General features: G+C 66.5%; 13 protein-coding genes. 12 read left to right on the forward strand and 1 reads right to left on the reverse strand.

All coding sequences use genetic code 11. The features are described from left to right. Positions 1-10: 10 nt before the first annotated feature. The 10 genes from ACI766_RS06250 (at position 11) to ACI766_RS06295 (ending at position 15,608) form a co-directional block, all read left to right on the forward strand. The gene (locus tag ACI766_RS06250) at positions 11-706 is read left to right on the forward strand and encodes a PspA/IM30 family protein (protein WP_003092609.1); all 696 of its coding nucleotides are present in this window, start codon (positions 11-13) and stop codon (positions 704-706) included. A 55-nt stretch (positions 707-761) separates the two neighbouring features. Further along, entirely contained in the window at positions 762-1,403 is a 642-nt protein-coding gene (locus ACI766_RS06255) for a hypothetical protein (RefSeq protein WP_003100672.1), read from the forward strand. A 35-nt stretch (positions 1,404-1,438) separates the two neighbouring features. Then, positions 1,439-3,505, forward strand: coding sequence for a flotillin family protein (locus ACI766_RS06260; RefSeq protein WP_003113833.1), 2,067 nt, complete (start codon positions 1,439-1,441; stop codon positions 3,503-3,505). A 149-nt stretch (positions 3,506-3,654) separates the two neighbouring features. Beyond that, a complete protein-coding gene (locus tag ACI766_RS06265) occupies positions 3,655-8,895 on the forward strand; it encodes a DNA repair ATPase (protein ID WP_412828492.1) in 5,241 nt (1,746 codons plus the stop codon). A gap of 18 nt (positions 8,896-8,913) precedes the next feature. Then, complete coding sequence (locus ACI766_RS06270) at positions 8,914-9,606, forward strand: phospholipase D-like domain-containing protein (protein WP_003100680.1); 693 nt, start codon at positions 8,914-8,916, stop codon at positions 9,604-9,606. A gap of 106 nt (positions 9,607-9,712) precedes the next feature. Then, positions 9,713-10,252, forward strand: coding sequence for a YaeQ family protein (locus ACI766_RS06275; RefSeq protein ID WP_003092594.1), 540 nt, complete (start codon positions 9,713-9,715; stop codon positions 10,250-10,252). 43 nt (positions 10,253-10,295) lie between these two features. Continuing rightward, positions 10,296-12,011 (forward strand): single-stranded-DNA-specific exonuclease RecJ, encoded by a 1,716-nt coding sequence (gene recJ, locus ACI766_RS06280; RefSeq protein ID WP_003100681.1) that lies wholly within the window; start codon positions 10,296-10,298, stop codon positions 12,009-12,011. A gap of 286 nt (positions 12,012-12,297) precedes the next feature. Beyond that, entirely contained in the window at positions 12,298-13,794 is a 1,497-nt protein-coding gene (gene lasB, locus ACI766_RS06285) for a M4 family elastase LasB (RefSeq protein ID WP_003113835.1), read from the forward strand. Positions 13,795-13,962: 168 nt separating this feature from the next. Then, positions 13,963-15,069: an NADH:flavin oxidoreductase/NADH oxidase gene (locus tag ACI766_RS06290; RefSeq protein ID WP_003100683.1), complete on the forward strand. Its 1,107-nt coding sequence runs from the start codon at positions 13,963-13,965 to the stop codon at positions 15,067-15,069. A gap of 188 nt (positions 15,070-15,257) precedes the next feature. Further along, positions 15,258-15,608 (forward strand): hypothetical protein, encoded by a 351-nt coding sequence (locus tag ACI766_RS06295; protein ID WP_003100685.1) that lies wholly within the window; start codon positions 15,258-15,260, stop codon positions 15,606-15,608. Positions 15,609-15,620: 12 nt separating this feature from the next. Here ACI766_RS06295 and nalC read toward each other — a convergent pair whose 3' ends face one another. Continuing rightward, entirely contained in the window at positions 15,621-16,262 is a 642-nt protein-coding gene (gene nalC, locus ACI766_RS06300; RefSeq protein WP_003109635.1) for an efflux system transcriptional repressor NalC, read from the reverse strand. 204 nt (positions 16,263-16,466) lie between these two features. On the opposite strand from nalC, the gene ACI766_RS06305 reads away from it, so the two are divergent. Further along, positions 16,467-16,892, forward strand: coding sequence for a hypothetical protein (locus ACI766_RS06305; protein ID WP_003100688.1), 426 nt, complete (start codon positions 16,467-16,469; stop codon positions 16,890-16,892). Positions 16,893-16,899: 7 nt separating this feature from the next. Beyond that, entirely contained in the window at positions 16,900-17,061 is a 162-nt protein-coding gene (armR, locus tag ACI766_RS06310) for a MexR antirepressor ArmR (protein WP_003100689.1), read from the forward strand. Positions 17,062-17,100: the final 39 nt, after the last annotated feature.

Genomic DNA, 17,100 nt, shown 5'->3' on the forward strand with positions numbered 1-17,100 from the left:
GGACACCATCATGACGGTATGGAGCAAGCTGCTGAGCGCCCTGCGCGGCGGAGCCAACGAGGTTGGCGAGGCGATCGTCGACAGCCAGGCGCTGCGCATCCTCGACCAGGAGATCCGCGACGCCGACGTCGAACTGCGCAAGTCGCGGGAAGCGCTGGCCTCGATCATGGCCCGCCACCGCCTGGCCCAGGAGCGCGTCGAGAAGGGCGCGGCCCAGGTCGCCGAGTACGAGCAATACGCGATCAAGGCACTGGAGGCCGGCAACGAGGAGCTGGCCCGGGAGGTCGCGGAGAAGATCGCGACCCTGGAGAACCAGCTCGAGGGCGAGCGTGCCCAGGTCGCGGAATTCGCCGCCAGCGTAGCCCAGTTGCGCAAGTCGGTGAGCCAGGCCGAGGGCAACATCCGCCAGCTCAAGCAACAGGTGGATACGGTCAAGGCCACCGAGAGCGTGCAGAAGGCGCAGATGGCCGTTGCCCAGCGCTACGGCAACTCGAAGAGCAAGCTGCAGACCGCGGTGGACTCCCTGGAGCGGATCAAGCAGCGCCAGGCCGAACGCGCGGCGACCATGGATGCCGCGGCCGAACTGGCCAGCGCGGCGGCGCCGGACGATGCGCTGGACGCCAAGCTGCGCGCGGCTGGGATCAAGGCCTCGGGCAACAGCGTGGATGGCGTGCTGGCGCGCCTGAAGGAAAAGGGCAAGGCCTGATAGGCCCGCGGCCCGGCGAAGGCGTCCGGGCCCGTTTTTCAGGGATAGAGCGACAATGGAAGGTTTCCTGCAGACGGCGCTGTCGTTCCCGACCGTGCTGTTCAGCTTTCTTCTGATCCTAGCGATCATCTACTGGGGCATCGTCGCCCTGGGCATGGTCGAGATCGATGTGCTCGATCTCGACGCCGAGTCGGTCGTCGATGGCGCCGGCCAGGCCGAAGGCCTCGCCGCGCTGCTGGCGAAGCTGAAACTCAACGGCGTACCGGTCACCCTGGTGCTGACCCTGCTGTCCTTCTTCGCCTGGTTCCTCTGCTACTTCGTCCAGCTGTGGCTGCTCAGCGCATTGCCGCTCGGCTGGCTGCGCTACCCGTTGGGCGCCGTGGTGGCGGTGGGCGCGCTGTTCCTGGCGGCGCCGCTGGCGGCCACGCTGTGCCGGCCGTTGCGGCCGCTGTTCCGCAAGCTGGAAAGCACCAGCAGCAAGTCGGTGCTGGGCCAGGTCGCGGTGGTGCGCAGCGGGCGGGTCACCCTGCAACATGGCGAGGCGTTGCTGGAAGACGGCGGCGCCGGGCTGATCCTGAAAGTTCGTGCGGAAGAAAACAAAGGCTTCAAGCGCGGCGATCGCGTCGTGCTGCTGGAGTACCTGGAGGCGGAGCACGCCTATCGGGTCGTTACCGAGGAAGAGTTCCGCGGTATCTGACCCGGGCTCGGTGAGAATCAAGGAGAACTGCTGCTATGGATATGACGTCGCTGATGCCCCTCCTGCTGGGAGTGGGCCTGGTCGTTCTGCTGGTCGTGGGCCTGCTGGCCCTGTTCAAGGCCTTCTACATCAAGGTCCCGCAAGGCACCGCGCTGATCGTCAACGACATGTCGTCGACGCCCAAGGTGCATTTCACCGGTGCGCTGGTCTATCCGGTGATCCACCTGAAGGAGTTCATGCGTATCTCGCTGATCACCCTGGAGGTCGACCGGCGCGGCAAGGACGGCCTGATCTGCCGCGACAACATGCGCGCGGACATCACCGTTGCCTTCTACCTGCGGGTCAACGAGACCCAGGACGACGTGCTCAAGGTGGCCAAGGCCATCGGCGTCGACCGTGCTTCCGACCGTTCGGCGGTGAACGAGCTGTTCAATGCCAAGTTCTCCGAGGCGCTGAAGACCGTCGGCAAGCAGTTCGACTTCGTCCAGCTGTTCGAGAATCGCCAGGACTTCCGTGACCGCATCATCGAGGTGATCGGCAACGACCTGAACGGCTACGTCCTGGAAGACGTCGCCATCGACTACCTGGAGCAGACCGCGAAGAACTCGCTGGACCCGAGCAACATCCTCGATGCCGAGGGCATCCGCAAGATCACCGAGCTGACCGCCACCCAGAACGTCATCACCAACGAACTGGAGCGCAACGAAGAGCTGGCGATCAAGAAGAAGAACGTCGAGACCCGCGAGGCGGCCCTGGCCCTGGAGCGCCAGCAGGCTGACGCCGAGGCCCGGCAGAAGCGCGAGATCGAGACCATCCGTGCCCGCGAGGAAGCGGAAACCGCGCGGGTCAAGGAAGAGGAGCGGCTGAAGGCCGAGCAGGCGCGGATCCAGGCGCAGCAGGAAATCGACGTGCGCACCGAGAACCACCAGCGCGAGGTCGAGGTGGCGCAGCAGAACCGCCAGCGCGCGGTGGTCATCGAGGTGGAGAAGGTCACCCGCGCCAAGGACCTGGAGATCGTCGCCCGCGAGCGTGAGGTGGAGCTGCAGAAGATCGAGAAGGAAAAGGCGCTGGAAGAGCAGCGCAAGAACATCGCCAATGTGATTCGCGAGCGCGTCGCGGTGGAAAAGACCGTGGCCCAGGAGGAGGAGCGGATCAAGGAGGTGCGCGAGGTTTCCGAGGCCGAGCGGGTCAAGCAGGTGATACTGCTGCAGGCCCAGGCGGAAGCCGAGCAGGAGCTGGTACGCCAGGTCAAGCAGGCGGAAGCCGACGAGGCCCGCTCCAAGCACAAGGCGGTGGAAATCAACACCATGGCGCAGGCCGAGCTGGAGGCGGCGTCGAAGCAGGCCGAGGCGAAGAAGCGTCTGGCCGAGGGCATCGAGGCCGAGCGCGCAGCGCCGGGCCTGGCCGATGCGCGGGTGCTGGAAGTCACCGCCGCGGCGAAGGAAAAGGATGGCTTGGCAGCGGCGCGGGTACGTGCCGAACAACTGATCGCCGAAGCCAGGGGCGACGAAGAGCGCGGCCTGGCCGACGCCCGGGTGCTCGAGGCGCAGGCCGCGGCCAAGGAGAAGGACGGCCTGGCCGAAGCCAAGGTGCTGGCCGAGAAGCTCGGCGCCCAGGCGCGCGGCGAGGAGCAGCTCGGCGCGGCCAAGGCCAAGGCCACCAAGGACCAGGGCAGCGCGGAAGCGGAAGTACTGCTGCAGCGCCTGAATGCCGAGGCCGAGGGGCTTGGCAAGAAGTTCGGCGCCCTGGATGCCCTCAGCGACAGCGCTCGCCAGCACGAAGAGTTCCGCATGCAGCTGGAGAAGAGCTTCGAGGAGGCCATGGCGGCCATCGCCGCGAACAAGGACATCGCCAAGGACCAGGCCGAGGTGCTCGCCACCGCGCTGGGCAAGGCGAACATCGAGATCGTCGGCGGCGAGGGCGACTTCTTCAACTCCTTCGCCAAGTCGCTGTCGGTAGGCAAGGCCATCGAAGGTGTGGTCGGCAAGAGCCCGGTGGTGCAGGACGTTCTCGCCCGCCTGCTCAACGGCCGTGGCGCAGCCGCTGCGGTGATGCCGGAACGCAAGAGCGGCCACGAGAACGAGCCGGCGGCGGAAGTCTGAGTCGACCCGCAGCCTCCTCCGCCAACTGCGGAGGCGTTCCGCCCGCGCCCTGAGCGGCGCAGCCCCTGGCGTGGCCTGTTGGCTGCGCCCGGGGCAGGCCGCTCGGGCCGGTTTCCATCGATGACCGCCGTAGACCCAGGAAGACCAGGATGTCGGACACTCAAGCCGCAACTCCCGCGCAGGACGTATTGGACAAGGCCGTTGCCGAGGGCGGCGCCTACGAGGTGCTGCACAAGCGCCTGCTGGAGCAGGGCCAGCGCCTGCGGCAGACCGCCGAAAGGCTCAACGCCAGTCGCCTGGAGGAGTTCGGCGACAGCCAGATGGATGTGATCGGCCGGGTCCGCATCCGTACCGAGAACAACTGCATCGCCCGCGATATCGTCCAGGTCGGCGATTGCCTGCTGTTCGGCTACAACGTGTTCATCGGCCTGCGCAAGGAAACCGGCGTGGCCGACGTGTTCTCCCTCTACCGCCTGGTGGAGGGCAGCGAAGGCTACGAGGCGGAGCCTGTACCACTGGGGGACAGCTTTCTCGCCGCGCCGGGCTTCGTCAACGACTTCAACGAGCTTTACACCTACTACAAGAACACCCGCCTGCTGCAACTGGCGATCCGCGACGGCAAGCTGCTGGCCAGCTTCCAGATCGGCGAGCGGATCACCGACATCCGCGTGTTCCGCTGGTCGATCTCCAGCGACGGCAGCGAGGTCCGCTACATCGACAACCGCGGCGAGCGCGACATCGCCTTGCCGGCACCGTTCGACTTCGAATGGCAGCGGGCTACCCGCGAGATGGTGGTGGAGGGCCGCTTCCCGCACCTGAACATCCTCGACACCCTGTTCGTCGAGACCATTGGCGGCGACCTGACCATCAAGGTCGAGAACAACACCGAGGTCGGCCTGGGCATCTATCGCGAAGAGGTGATGGACAAGACCCAGTCGCTGGACGACGCGCAGGTTGAGTTCGCCCGCCTCGGCAGCCTGCTGCTGCTCAAGGTCCTGCCCTATCGCGAGGAGCAGTGGCGCTACCTGGTGTTCAACAGCCTGACCGGCAAGGTCGAGCGCATCGACGCCATCGGCCTGGCCTGCATCCAGTTGCCGGAGGACCACGGGATCATCTTCCCCGGCGGCTACTACCTGCAGAACGGCGAGTACCGCACCTTCGAGCAATCCATGGAAGGCATGCGCTTCAAGCGCTCGGTACGCTCGCCCAACGGCGAGGACGTGCAGTACGTTTTCTACCATCCCGAGCAGGGGCGGAACGTGCTGCTCACCTACAACCTGATCAACCGCCAGTTGCAGAATCCGCTGTTCGGCCACGGCTACGCGCGCCTGGAGGACGGGCGCATGGTGATCTTCGCCGCCGAAGGCGAGGAACCGACCCGCATCCATCCGATGCAGGTCTGGCAGACGCCGTTCTGCACCGAGGAGTACGCGGCCCGCCAACCGGCGCGTAGCGGTTTTCTCGGGCGGATCGGCAATGCCGAGCTGGTGCGCGGCGTCTCCGACCTCTACGACTTGTGCCGGGAGATCGAGACCCCGGCGGTTTCGATCCAGCGCTACTCGCTGCTGTGCCAGAACACCCAGCGCCTGTTCGACGTCTACCACTGGCTCGGCAGCGACCAACTGGACGGCTTGGCGCCGCTGTTGCGCGAAGTGGCGGCGACCGCCGAGCTGGTGCTCGACGAGTACGAGAAGGTCGAAAGTATCCGCCGCCAGTCGGCCCAGGCGATGGTCGACGCGGAGGAGCGGCACAAGGCGCTCCTCTCCGGCTTGCTGCCCGACGGCTGGGACCGGGTGCAGCAGTTCGTCGACGGGCTCAACGGCATCACCGCCCAGCGTGGGTTGCTGCTGACCATCCGCGAGTACCGTTACATCGACGTGGCGCGACTCGACGCCATGGAGGCCGAACTGCTCGCGGCCCACGAGCGGGTGGCCGCCGCCACCGCGACCTTCCTCGCCAGCGAACAGGCCCTGCAGCCCTTGCTGGAGCGCCTGCAGAGCCTCGATGGCGAGGCGCAGAAAGCCGAGACCGTGGCCCAGCTCGGCGAGCCGCTGGCGGCCCTGGAGGCGATGGCCGGCGACCTCGACATGCTGTCCTCGCTGATGGCTTCGCTGCGCATCGACGACGCGACCCAGCGGACCCGCATCATCGAGTCGATCTCGGAGATCTACGCCCGCCTGAACCAGGCCAAGGCGCGCGCCGAGCAGCGGCGCAAGGGACTCGGTTCGAGCGAGACCGTGGCCCAGTTCGGCGCCCAGTTCAAACTGTTCGGCCAGGGCATCACCAACGCCCTGGCCCAGGCCCAGGACCCCGAGCGCTGCGACGAGCAACTGTCGCGCCTGCTGGTGCAACTGGAGGAACTGGAAAGCCAGTTCGGCGACCATGAGCAGTTCCTCGGCGACATCCTGGCCAAGCGCGAGGAGCTGCTGGAAACCTTCGAAGCGCACAAGCAGACCCTGCTCGACGAGCGCCAGCGCAAGGCCCAGGGACTGCTCGACGCCGCCCGGCGAATTCTCGACAGCCTGCAACGACGCACCGCGCGCTTCACCCAGGCGGAGGAACTGAACGCGTTCTTCGCCGCCGACCCGCTGATCCTCAAGTTGCGCGAACTGGCCGAACGTCTTCGCGAATTGAAGGACAGCGTCAAGGCCGACGACGTCGAGGCGCGCCTGAAGGCCGCGCGCGACCAGGCGGTCCGCGCATTGCGCGACAAGAGCGAGCTGTTCGAGGAGGGCGGCGACGTCATCCGCCTGGGCCCGCGCCACCGCTTCAGCGTCAACACCCAGGAACTCGACCTGACCCTGATGCCGCGCGGCGACGCGCTGTACCTGCACCTGACCGGCACCGATTTCCTCGAACCGCTGCAGGACCCGCGGCTCGATGAGTTGCGCGAGTTCTGGCAGGTGAACCTGGAATCCGAATCGGAGACGCTGTACCGCGCCGAATATCTCGCCGGCGAAGTGCTCGCCGCCGCCGACGCGGGCCGCGATGGCTTCAGCCTGGAGCGCTTGCAGGCGCTGCTGGCGCAGCCGGACGAGCTGGCGCGGGCGATCCGCGATTTCGCCGCACCGCGCTACAAGGAGGGCTACGAGAAAGGCATTCACGACCACGATGCGGCGGCGATCCTGGTTCGCCTGCTGCCGTTGCGCGAGAGCGCCGGACTGCTACGCTACGCACCCTCGGCGCGGGCCTTCGCCAGCCTGTTCTGGAGCCGCCGGCGCGAGGAGCGGGAAGTCGCCGGCTGGCCCGAGCGGGCACGCAGCAGCCGCAGCATCCAGCAGATGTTCGGTCGTGACGACGGCCTGCTCGCCCTTCGCGGCGAAGTGGTCGCGGCGATGCGTGCGCTGCTCGCCGAACAGCCCATCGCGCTGGACCCGCAGCATATCGACGAGGCGGCCGAGTACCTGGTCTGGGAATTGTCCGCCGAGCGTCCCGAATTCACCTTCAGCAAATATGCCCGGCAATTGCAGGAAGGACTCAAGCTGCGCCTGCAAGGCGCGCGTCTATGGGACGACTACCGGCAGACCCTGGAGCGTCTCGGCGAGCGGCCCGCCGCCCAGTGGGAACTGGCCGGCAACTGGCTGCGCGGACTATGTGGCGACGCCGAGTTCCAGCCGCTGGCGGCCTACCTGGACGAGGCGGTGGCGCTCTCGTTGCTGGACGAGGAGATGCCACGACGGATCACCGAGGTCGACCTGCGCTTCCAGGTCGACGGCCTGATGGGCGAGCATCCGCGCATCGTCGAACGCGGCCTGGCGCTGGCGGTGGACGACTTCTTCGGCCGCCTGCGTCGCCATCGCCAGCAGTTCCTGCCGGGGCTGCGGCGCTACCAGGCGCTGCGCCAGGAGATCGTCGAACGCGAGCGCGAGGCATTGCGCCTGGCCGAGTTCAAGCCGCGACCGCTGTCCTCGTTCGTTCGCAACAAGCTGATCAATGACGTCTACCTGGGTGTCATCGGCGACAACCTGGCCAAGCAGATGGGGACGGTGGGCGAGAACAAGCGCACCGACCTGATGGGCCTGCTGATGCTGATCTCCCCGCCAGGCTACGGCAAGACCACCCTGATGGAGTACGTGGCGCACCGCCTGGGGCTGATCTTCATGAAGATCAACGGTCCTGCCCTCGGCCACGAGGTGCGCTCGCTTGACCCCGGGCAGGCGCCGGACGCGACTTCGCGGCAGGAACTGGAGAAGCTCAACCTGGCGCTGGAGATGGGCAACAACGTGATGCTCTATGTCGACGACATCCAGCACACCCATCCGGAGTTCCTGCAGAAGTTCATCTCCCTCTGCGACGGCACGCGCCGGGTGGAAGGGGTGTGGAAGGGCCGGACCAAGACCTACGACATGCGTGGGCGGAAGTTCTGCGTGGTGATGGCGGGCAACCCCTACACCGAGTCCGGCGAGGTCTTCCGCATTCCCGACATGCTCGCCAACCGCGCCGACATCTACAACCTCGGCGACACCCTCAGCGGCATGCAGGAGGCGTTCTCCCTCAGCTACATCGAGAACGCCCTGACCTCCAACCCGGTTCTCGCGCCGCTGGCCACCCGCGACATGGCCGACGTCTATCGCTTCGTCGCCAAGGCCGAGGGCAAGCCGTTCTCCAGCAACGAGCTGGCCCACGGCTACAGCGGTGCCGAGATCAACGAGATCAGCAGCACCCTGCAACGCCTCATGCAGGTGCGCGACGTGGTGCTCAAGGTCAACCAGCAGTACATCGCCAGCGCCGCCCAGGCCGACCAGTACCGCAGCGAGCCGCCGTTCAAGCTGCAGGGCAGCTACCGCAACATGAACAAGATGGCGGAGAAGATCTCCGCGGTGATGAACGATGCCGAGCTGCTGCAACTGATCGCCGACCACTACCAGGGCGAGTCGCAACTGCTGACCACCGGAGCCGAGGAGAACCTGCTGAAGCTCGCCGAACTGCGCGGCAACCAGAGCCCCGAGCAGGCCGAGCGCTGGGCGCAGATCAAGCGTGACTTCCTGCGCAACAAGTCCATGGGCGGCAGCGACGCCGACGTCGGCGGACGGCTGGTTGCGCAGCTCAACGACCTTGTGGAAAGCGTCCGTGGCCTGGCTCGCGAACCCCAGCCGGTACAACCGGCGCCCTGGGACGAGTTGTTGGCTGGATTGCGCCAGCTCGGCCAGGGTGCGCCGGCGCTGAACGTCGAGGTGACGGCGCCTGCGCAGCCGGGCGTGCAGCAGGTGCTGGAGAGCCTTGCCGCCTGCCTGCAGGACAGTTTCCTGCCGCTGATCAAGGTGATGGACCGCAAGATCGACGTCGACCTGCGCACGCACAACTGCATCAACGAGATATCCAGCCGCCTCGACGAACTGGGCCGGTTGCTGGGCGGCGAGCAGAGGCCGCTGGAGAACGATCAACCCTGAGGACACGAGGAGCGGGAAATGGACTTCGACGGATTGGACCGCCAGCTGCGCGACAGCCTGGCCGATCTGAAGCTGAGCAACGAGGAGCGGGACGAACTGCGCCAACTGGGCAGCGAGCTGGCACCCGACCAGGTGCGTTTCCTGCGCAACCGTGCCTTCGACCTGGTGCGTGAGCTGGTCCTCCTGGAGGAGCAGGGCGAACGGATAGCCGCCCTGAAGTGGCTGGAGCAGGTGGTGCGCACCCTGGAGGTTACCGCGGCGCCGCCGCGCAGCCGCGCCAGCGCCTATTTCAGTCCCGGCGAGGAGTGTCGGCGGAAGATCCGCGAACTGTGCCGGCAGGCCAGGCAGAGCCTGGACATCTGCGTGTTCACCATCTCCGACGACCAGCTCAGTGCGGAAATCCTGGCCTGCCATCGGCGCGGCGTTCCGGTGCGGATCATCAGCGACGATGACAAGCAGTTCGACGAAGGCAGCGACATCCATGCGCTGCGCGAGGCCGGCGTACCGCTGCGAATCGACGACAGTCCCTTCCACATGCACCACAAGTTCGCCCTGGTGGATGGCGCCTGGCTGCTCAACGGCAGTTTCAACTGGACCCGCAGCGCCAGCGTCAACAACGAAGAGAACCTGCTGGTAACCGACGACGCCGTGCTGATCGGCGCCTATCGGCGAGAGTTCGAGGAACTCTGGGGCCGCTACGCCCCGCGCTGAGCGGCAGCGACGCGAGAAAGGCAGGGCAGGCGGTCGGCCGGCGGACCGCACGCGGGCGGGTTTCAGGTTAGACTTGCGCCCTTTCGCTTCCCACGCCGGTATTCCCATGGCCCTGCAATCCACGCCCTATAAAGCCGATATTTCCCTCACCGACCTGGACCGCGGGGTCTACGAGACGTTGCGCCTGACCGTGGCCCGGCACCCCTCCGAGACCGAGGAGCGCCTGGCCGTGCGCTTGCTGGCCTACGTGCTGTGGTACGGCGAGCAGATCGCCTTCGGGCGTGGCCTGTCGGACGTGGACGAACCGGCGCTCTGGGAAAAGAGCCTGGACGGCCGGGTCCTGCACTGGATCGAAGTCGGCCAGCCGGACGCCGAGCGCATCACCTGGTGCTCGCGTCGCTGCGAGCGCTTCAGCCTGCTCGCCTATGGCAACCTGCGGGTCTGGCAGACCAAGGTGCTGGACAGCGTGCGCAGCCTGAAGAACATCAACGTCGCGGCAGTGCCCCAGGAACCCCTGGAGAGCCTGTCCCGCGACCTGCCGCGTTCGATCAACTGGACCGTGATGATCAGCGAGGGCACCCTGTTCGTCACCGACGAGAACGGCCAGCACGAGTTGCAGCTGGAGTGGCTGCAGGGCGAGCGTTGATCGCCGCCGCCGTTTCCTTCCGTCGAGCCGAACGAGTGACCTGATGCGTATCGAACCCCGCCCCCTGCCCGAAACCCTGCCCGATCTCGGCGACCTTCCGCCATTGCTGGCGCGCCTGTACGCGGCTCGTGGCGTGCGTTGCGCCGAGGAGCTGGACAAGGGCCTGGCGCGGCTGATTCCCTACCAGCGGCTGAAAGGCATCGAAGAGGGCGTGGCGCTGCTGGTGGACGCCCTGGAGGGCGGCCAGCGGATTCTCATCGTCGGCGACTTCGACGCCGACGGCGCCACCGCCAGCAGCGTCGGCGTGCTGGCCCTGCGCATGCTCGGCGCGGCCTGGGTCGATTACCTGGTGCCGAACCGCTTCGAGTACGGCTACGGCCTGACCCCGGAGATCGTCGGCGTGGCCCTGGAGAAGCGTCCCGACCTGCTGGTGACGGTGGACAACGGCATCTCCAGCGTGGACGGCGTCCAGGCGGCGAAAGCCGCGGGGCTCAAGGTGCTGGTCACCGACCACCACCTGCCTGGCCCGGAACTGCCGGCGGCGGATGCGATCATCAACCCCAACCAGCCGGGCTGCGAATTCCCCAGCAAGGCCATGGCCGGGGTCGGGGTGATCTTCTATGTGATGCTGGCGTTGCGGGCGCGCCTGCGCGAGCTGGACTGGTTCGCCCGGCGCGGGCTGAAGGAACCGAACCTCGCCGAGCTGCTCGACCTGGTGGCGCTGGGCAGCGTCGCCGATGTGGTGCCGCTCGATGCCAACAACCGCATCCTGGTCCACCAGGGCCTCGCGCGCATCCGCGCCGGCCGCGCCCGGCCGGGCTTGCGCGCGCTGCTGGAGGTGGCCGGGCGGCCTCCGGTACGGATCACCTCCACCGACCTGGGTTTCATCCTCGGTCCGCGCCTGAACGCGGCGGGTCGGCTCGACGACATGTCCCTCGGCATCGAATGCCTGCTCTGCGACGACGAAGCGCTGGCCCGCGACATGGCGGTGCAGCTCGACCAGTTGAACCAGGACCGCAAGGCCATCGAGCAGGGTATGCAGCGCGAGGCGCTGGCGCAGCTCAAGGAGCTGAGCCTGGAGCAACTGCCGTTCGGCTTGTGCCTGTTCGACGCCGACTGGCACCAGGGCGTGATCGGAATCCTCGCCTCGCGCCTGAAGGAGCGTTACCACCGGCCGACCATCGCCTTCGCCGATGCCGGCGACGGCAGCCTGAAAGGCTCGGCACGGTCGATTCCCGGCTTCCACATCCGCGACGCGCTGGACGCGGTAGCCGCCCGTCATCCCGGGCTGATCAGCAAGTTCGGCGGCCACGCGATGGCTGCCGGACTATCGTTGCCGCAGGAAAACTTCGGCGCTTTCTCCGCCGCCTTCGATGCCGAAGTACGCCGCCAACTGGCCGAGGAGGACCTGGCCGGGCGCCTGCTCTCCGATGGCCAGTTGAGCATCCAGGAGTTCCACCTGGAGCTGGCGCGCGCGTTGCGCCAGGCCGGTCCCTGGGGCCAGCACTTTCCCGAGCCGATGTTCCACGGGGTGTTCCAGCTGGTGCAGCAGCGGATCGTCGGCGAGCGTCACCTGAAGCTGGTGCTGAAAAGCGAATGCGGCTCGCTGCAACTGGATGGCATTGCCTTCAACATCGACCGCGAGCAGTGGCCCAACCCCACCGTGCGCTGGGCCGAACTGGCCTACAAACTCGACGTCAACGAATTCCGCGGCCAGGAAAGCGTGCAGTTGATGATCGTCCACATGGCTCCTCGCTGAACGCGCCACGGGGCCACGGGCAACCTAGCTGCCCCCTGCTTTTCTGTTAGCTATTCCAGCGAAAACATACAGATTTCCGGCGAAATCAAGGCTACCTGCCAGTTCTGGCAGGTTTGGCCGCGGGTTCTTTTTGGTACACGAAAGCACCGTCGAAAACGGGACCGAGCCAGGGGAGTGCAGTTCCTTCTACCCGAAGGACTGATACGGCTGTTCCGATCAGCCCACAAGGCGGCGGTAAGCGTCGGCCGAGTACTTCGGCCTGAAAAAACCAGGAGAACTGAACAAGATGAAGAAGGTTTCTACGCTTGACCTGTTGTTCGTTGCGATCATGGGTGTTTCGCCGGCCGCTTTTGCCGCCGACCTGATCGACGTGTCCAAACTCCCCAGCAAGGCTGCCCAGGGCGCGCCCGGCCCGGTCACCTTGCAAGCCGCGGTCGGCGCTGGCGGTGCCGACGAACTGAAAGCGATCCGCAGCACGACCCTGCCCAACGGCAAGCAGGTCACCCGCTACGAGCAATTCCACAACGGCGTACGGGTGGTCGGCGAAGCCATCACCGAAGTCAAGGGTCCCGGCAAGAGCGTGGCGGCGCAGCGCAGCGGCCATTTCGTCGCCAACATCGCCGCCGACCTGCCGGGCAGCACCACCGCGGCGGTATCCGCCGAGCAGGTGCTGGCCCAGGCCAAGAGCCTGAAGGCCCAGGGCCGCAAGACCGAGAATGACAAAGTGGAACTGGTGATCCGCCTGGGCGAGAACAACATCGCCCAACTGGTCTACAACGTCTCCTACCTGATTCCCGGCGAGGGACTGTCGCGGCCGCATTTCGTCATCGACGCCAAGACCGGCGAAGTGCTCGATCAGTGGGAAGGCCTGGCCCACGCCGAGGCGGGCGGCCCCGGCGGCAACCAGAAGATCGGCAAGTACACCTACGGTAGCGACTACGGTCCGCTGATCGTCAACGACCGCTGCGAGATGGACGACGGCAACGTCATCACCGTCGACATGAACAGCAGCACCGACGACAGCAAGACCACGCCGTTCCGCTTCGCCTGCCCGACCAACACCTACAAGCAGGTCAACGGCGCCTATTCGCCGCTGAACGACGCGCATTTCTTCGGCGGCGTGGTGTTCAAACTGTACCGGGACTGGTTCGGCACCAGCCCGCTGACCCACAAGCTGTACATGAAGGTGCACTACGGGCGCAGCGTGGAGAACGCCTACTGGGACGGCACGGCGATGCTCTTCGGCGACGGCGCCACCATGTTCTATCCGCTGGTGTCGCTGGACGTGGCGGCCCACGAGGTCAGCCACGGCTTTACCGAGCAGAACTCCGGGCTGATCTACCGCGGGCAATCAGGCGGAATGAACGAAGCGTTCTCCGACATGGCCGGCGAGGCAGCCGAGTTCTACATGCGCGGCAAGAACGACTTCCTGATCGGCTACGACATCAAGAAGGGCAGCGGTGCGCTGCGCTACATGGACCAGCCCAGCCGCGACGGGCGATCCATCGACAACGCGTCGCAGTACTACAACGGCATCGACGTGCACCACTCCAGCGGCGTGTACAACCGTGCGTTCTACCTGTTGGCCAATTCGCCGGGCTGGGATACCCGCAAGGCCTTCGAGGTGTTCGTCGACGCCAACCGCTACTACTGGACCGCCACCAGCAACTACAACAGCGGCGCCTGCGGGGTGATTCGCTCGGCGCAGAACCGCAACTACTCGGCGGCTGACGTCACCCGGGCGTTCAGCACCGTCGGCGTGACCTGCCCGAGCGCGTTGTAAGCTCGGTGGTCCCGGCTGGCACTCCAGGAAGGAATGCCGGTCGGGGTCGCTCAAGCCGTCTTCCGCCAGGAGGGCGGCTGCTTTATGTCGCTTGGGCCGTTGGCCTCCGCGAACCCGGTCTAAAGTTCAGGTGTGAGCTTTATTCCAAGACCGACCGGGAGTCCTGCCATGAGTCTGCTGTTCGAGCCTCTTAGCCTGCGTCAAATCACCTTGCCCAACCGCATCGCCGTATCGCCCATGTGCCAGTACTCGGCGCAGGAGGGCCTGGCCAACGACTGGCATCTCGTGCACCTGGGCAGCCGCGCGGTGGGCGGCGCCGGCCTGGTGATAGTCGAAGCCACCGCGGTGTTGCCCGAGGGGCGCATCACCGCTGACGACCTCGGCATCTGGAGCGACGCGCATGTCGAGCCGTTGCATCGCATCACCCGTTTCATCGAGTCCCAGGGCGCGGTCGCCGGGGTCCAGCTGGCCCACGCCGGGCGCAAGGCGAGTACCTGGCGGCCGTGGCTGGGCAAGCACGGCAGCGTGCCGATCGGCGACGGCGGCTGGATACCGGTGGCGCCATCGGCGATCCCGTTCGATCCCCAGCACACGACCCCCGAGGCCCTGAGCGAGGCGCAGATCGAGGCGCTGGTGCAGGCCTTCGTACGCGCCGCCGAGCGCTCCCTGGCTGCCGGCTTCAAGGTCGCGGAGGTGCATGCGGCCCACGGCTACCTGTTGCATCAGTTCCTCTCGCCGCTGTCGAACCAGCGTCGCGACCAGTACGGCGGCTGCTTCGAGAACCGCATCCGCCTGCTTCTGCAGGTCACCGCCGCGGTGCGCAAGGCCTGGCCGCAAGAGTTGCCGCTATTCGTGCGGCTGTCCGCCACCGACTGGGTGGAGGATGGCTGGAACCCCGACGAGACCGTGGAACTGGCCCGGCGCCTGAAGGACCTGGGCGTGGACCTGATCGACGTGTCTTCCGGCGGTACCGCGGCAAATGCGGAAATCCCGGTAGGACCGGGCTACCAGACCGAGTTCGCCGAACGGGTGAAGAAGGAGGCCGGCATCGCCAGCGGCACGGTGGGCATGATCACCGAGCCGGTGCAGGCCGAGCATATCCTGCGCACCGGTCAGGCCGACCTGATCCTGCTTGCCCGTGAACTGCTGCGCGATCCGTACTGGCCGTTGCACGCCGCCGACGAACTGCGCAACGAGCAGATGCCCTGGCCGCCGCAGTACCTGCGAGCCGCTCATCGCAGCACGCCGCCGCGCAAATCCCTGGAAATGCAGTGAGCCGTCGGGGCCGTCGGCGCGGCGAGGCGCTGGCGGCCCACCTGATGGAAACCTTTGCCGACCTTGGCGGTCTGCCTGGCATCAGGAAATCAACCTGAGCGTTTCGTGGGAGATATTGCGTAATGGCAATATGATGTTATTCTCCCGCGACGTTCGCTCCGGACCGCACTTCGAGAAAGGATGCTCGCATGCACGCCAACGCCGGTTCTCCCCACGCCTCCCTGCCTGACAGCGATGTCGCCCTGCTGGCCAATATCCTGGTCCTGGCGACACGCAACATGAACAACATGACCACCATGCTGGCGCACCTTTCGGTGGAGCTCAGCCAGAGCGAAGAGCCACGCCTGCAACGGGTCGGTCATCGGGTCCTGAACGAACTCTCGGAGCTGGGGGCCGCCCTGGAGACCCAGTGGGACCTGATCGGCGCGCTGGCGCGTTTCTCGCCCCTGCTCGAACGTACCCTGCCGCGCCAGGAACCCCTGGTCACCGAGATCCACCTCACCGAACTGCCGGGCCAGGCGCTGCCGCCCTCCGCCTGATCGGCGCGTCGCTCAGCCCTGCGCGGGGCGCTGCGACAGGTGTTCCAGGTAGCAGGCGATGATGTCCACCGACAGCTTGAGGCGGGTTTCCAGCAGCGCCATGGTCGGCTGGAAGTCGGCCACGCTGAGGGCCTTGAGGAACAGGTCGGCCTTGAGCATCTCCAGAAACTGGCAGGCCACCGCGTAGAGCGTTTCCTCGTCCATGTGAGGAGCGACCGCGGCCAGTCGCTCGCTGAGCAGCAGATAGCTCTGCTGCGGCCCCTGCTCGTAGAAGGACTTGCCGATCGCCGGAAACCGCGGGGATTCCGCCACCACCAGGCGATAGAGGCTCTGGCAGCGGGGATCGAGCAGGCTGGTGAGAAAGCGCCGGCCGAAATGCTCGAGGGTGGCGCTCAGCGTGGCGGCGGGGCGCGGCTGATCGGCGCTGTCGTCGAAGATTTCCTCGATCATGTGGGCGATCACCGCGGCGAACAGGCCCTCCTTGCCGCCGAAGGAGCTGTACAGGGTCCCCCGTGAACCACCGGCCCGTTCTATCACCATGTCCAGGGTGGTGCCTTCGAAACCGTGTTCGAGAAAGGCCTGGGTAGCGGCGTCGAGCATGGCGCGGCGGCGTTGCCTGCCGCGTTCGGTCAGACGGGGAGAAGCATCGTTCATGAGCGGTATCGGGCCTCGCGGGGTGGCGGTCGGAAGGTGCGCATGGTGGGCCGTCGGGACGGTCCGTTCAAGCCTCCAGGCGGTTTGCTGAGAGCGTTTCTCGTTAGGGTTGACGCTGGTCATTTAAGAACTGTATCGTACAGTACTGTTTTGGCAAGCACTTCCGCTCATTCCTCCGCCTTGCCTCCACGCAGGAGTCCCCCCATGAATGCCCCCGCTAAGAGCCTGTTGGATATCGATGCCTTTCCCTTGGTCCAGGTCCGCGAGATGCCCCGCGAGCTGGCCGATGTCGAGCGCTGGTTGGAGGAGGTCGAGGCGCTGCTGGCCGTCGAGCGCGATTTCGCCCTGGTCTATCCGCCGCTCCCGCAGGAAACAGCTGAAGGCGACCAGCAGGCGCGCAAGCGCCTGGTGTTGTGGCTCAAGGAAAATCGCCAGCGCTTCGTCGAGCATTGCCGGGGCATCCTGCTCAGTGCCAACGGCCAGCCGGACAACCTCGCCGACCTGCAGCAACTGGCGCCGGTGCTGCAGGCTGTCTACGGCCCGCCGGTGAGCGTGGCGCCGGACCTGGCGTCCGCCCGCGGCATGGCGAAGGCACTGCTGAGCGGGCCGGCGACGGGGATGAACTGGTGACGCCGCCATGTCCCTGAACACTCCGCGCAACAAACCGTCCCGCACCGAGACCGAAGCTGTCGCTGCCAGCTCGGGACGATCCGCCGTCGGCCGGCGGGATTACACCGAGCAGCTGCGCCGGGCAGCCCGGCGCAATGCCTGGGACCTCTACGGCGAGCACTTCTACTGAGCGGGCGTGCCGGATTGCCATTGGTGCGGGCGATGGAAC

It is taken from the genome of Pseudomonas sp. DL (genome assembly GCF_047199225.1).
In the GTDB taxonomy this organism is placed as follows: domain Bacteria; phylum Pseudomonadota; class Gammaproteobacteria; order Pseudomonadales; family Pseudomonadaceae; genus Pseudomonas; species Pseudomonas aeruginosa.

Bases quoted from the DNA above. Each gene is read 5' to 3' on its own strand.
- ACI766_RS06295 (WP_003100685.1), top strand. From the start codon at position 15,258: ATGCACGCCAACGCCGGTTCTCCCCACGCCTCCCTGCCTGACAGCGAT.
- ACI766_RS06265 (WP_412828492.1), top strand. From the start codon at position 3,655: ATGTCGGACACTCAAGCCGCAACTCCCGCGCAGGACGTATTGGACAAG.
- ACI766_RS06275 (WP_003092594.1), top strand. From the start codon at position 9,713: ATGGCCCTGCAATCCACGCCCTATAAAGCCGATATTTCCCTCACCGAC.
- ACI766_RS06290 (WP_003100683.1), top strand. From the start codon at position 13,963: ATGAGTCTGCTGTTCGAGCCTCTTAGCCTGCGTCAAATCACCTTGCCC.
- nalC (WP_003109635.1), bottom strand. From the start codon at position 16,262: ATGAACGATGCTTCTCCCCGTCTGACCGAACGCGGCAGGCAACGCCGC.
- armR (WP_003100689.1), top strand. From the start codon at position 16,900: ATGTCCCTGAACACTCCGCGCAACAAACCGTCCCGCACCGAGACCGAA.
- ACI766_RS06270 (WP_003100680.1), top strand. From the start codon at position 8,914: ATGGACTTCGACGGATTGGACCGCCAGCTGCGCGACAGCCTGGCCGAT.
- lasB (WP_003113835.1), top strand. From the start codon at position 12,298: ATGAAGAAGGTTTCTACGCTTGACCTGTTGTTCGTTGCGATCATGGGT.
- ACI766_RS06260 (WP_003113833.1), top strand. From the start codon at position 1,439: ATGGATATGACGTCGCTGATGCCCCTCCTGCTGGGAGTGGGCCTGGTC.
- ACI766_RS06305 (WP_003100688.1), top strand. From the start codon at position 16,467: ATGAATGCCCCCGCTAAGAGCCTGTTGGATATCGATGCCTTTCCCTTG.
- recJ (WP_003100681.1), top strand. From the start codon at position 10,296: ATGCGTATCGAACCCCGCCCCCTGCCCGAAACCCTGCCCGATCTCGGC.
- ACI766_RS06255 (WP_003100672.1), top strand. From the start codon at position 762: ATGGAAGGTTTCCTGCAGACGGCGCTGTCGTTCCCGACCGTGCTGTTC.
- ACI766_RS06250 (WP_003092609.1), top strand. From the start codon at position 11: ATGACGGTATGGAGCAAGCTGCTGAGCGCCCTGCGCGGCGGAGCCAAC.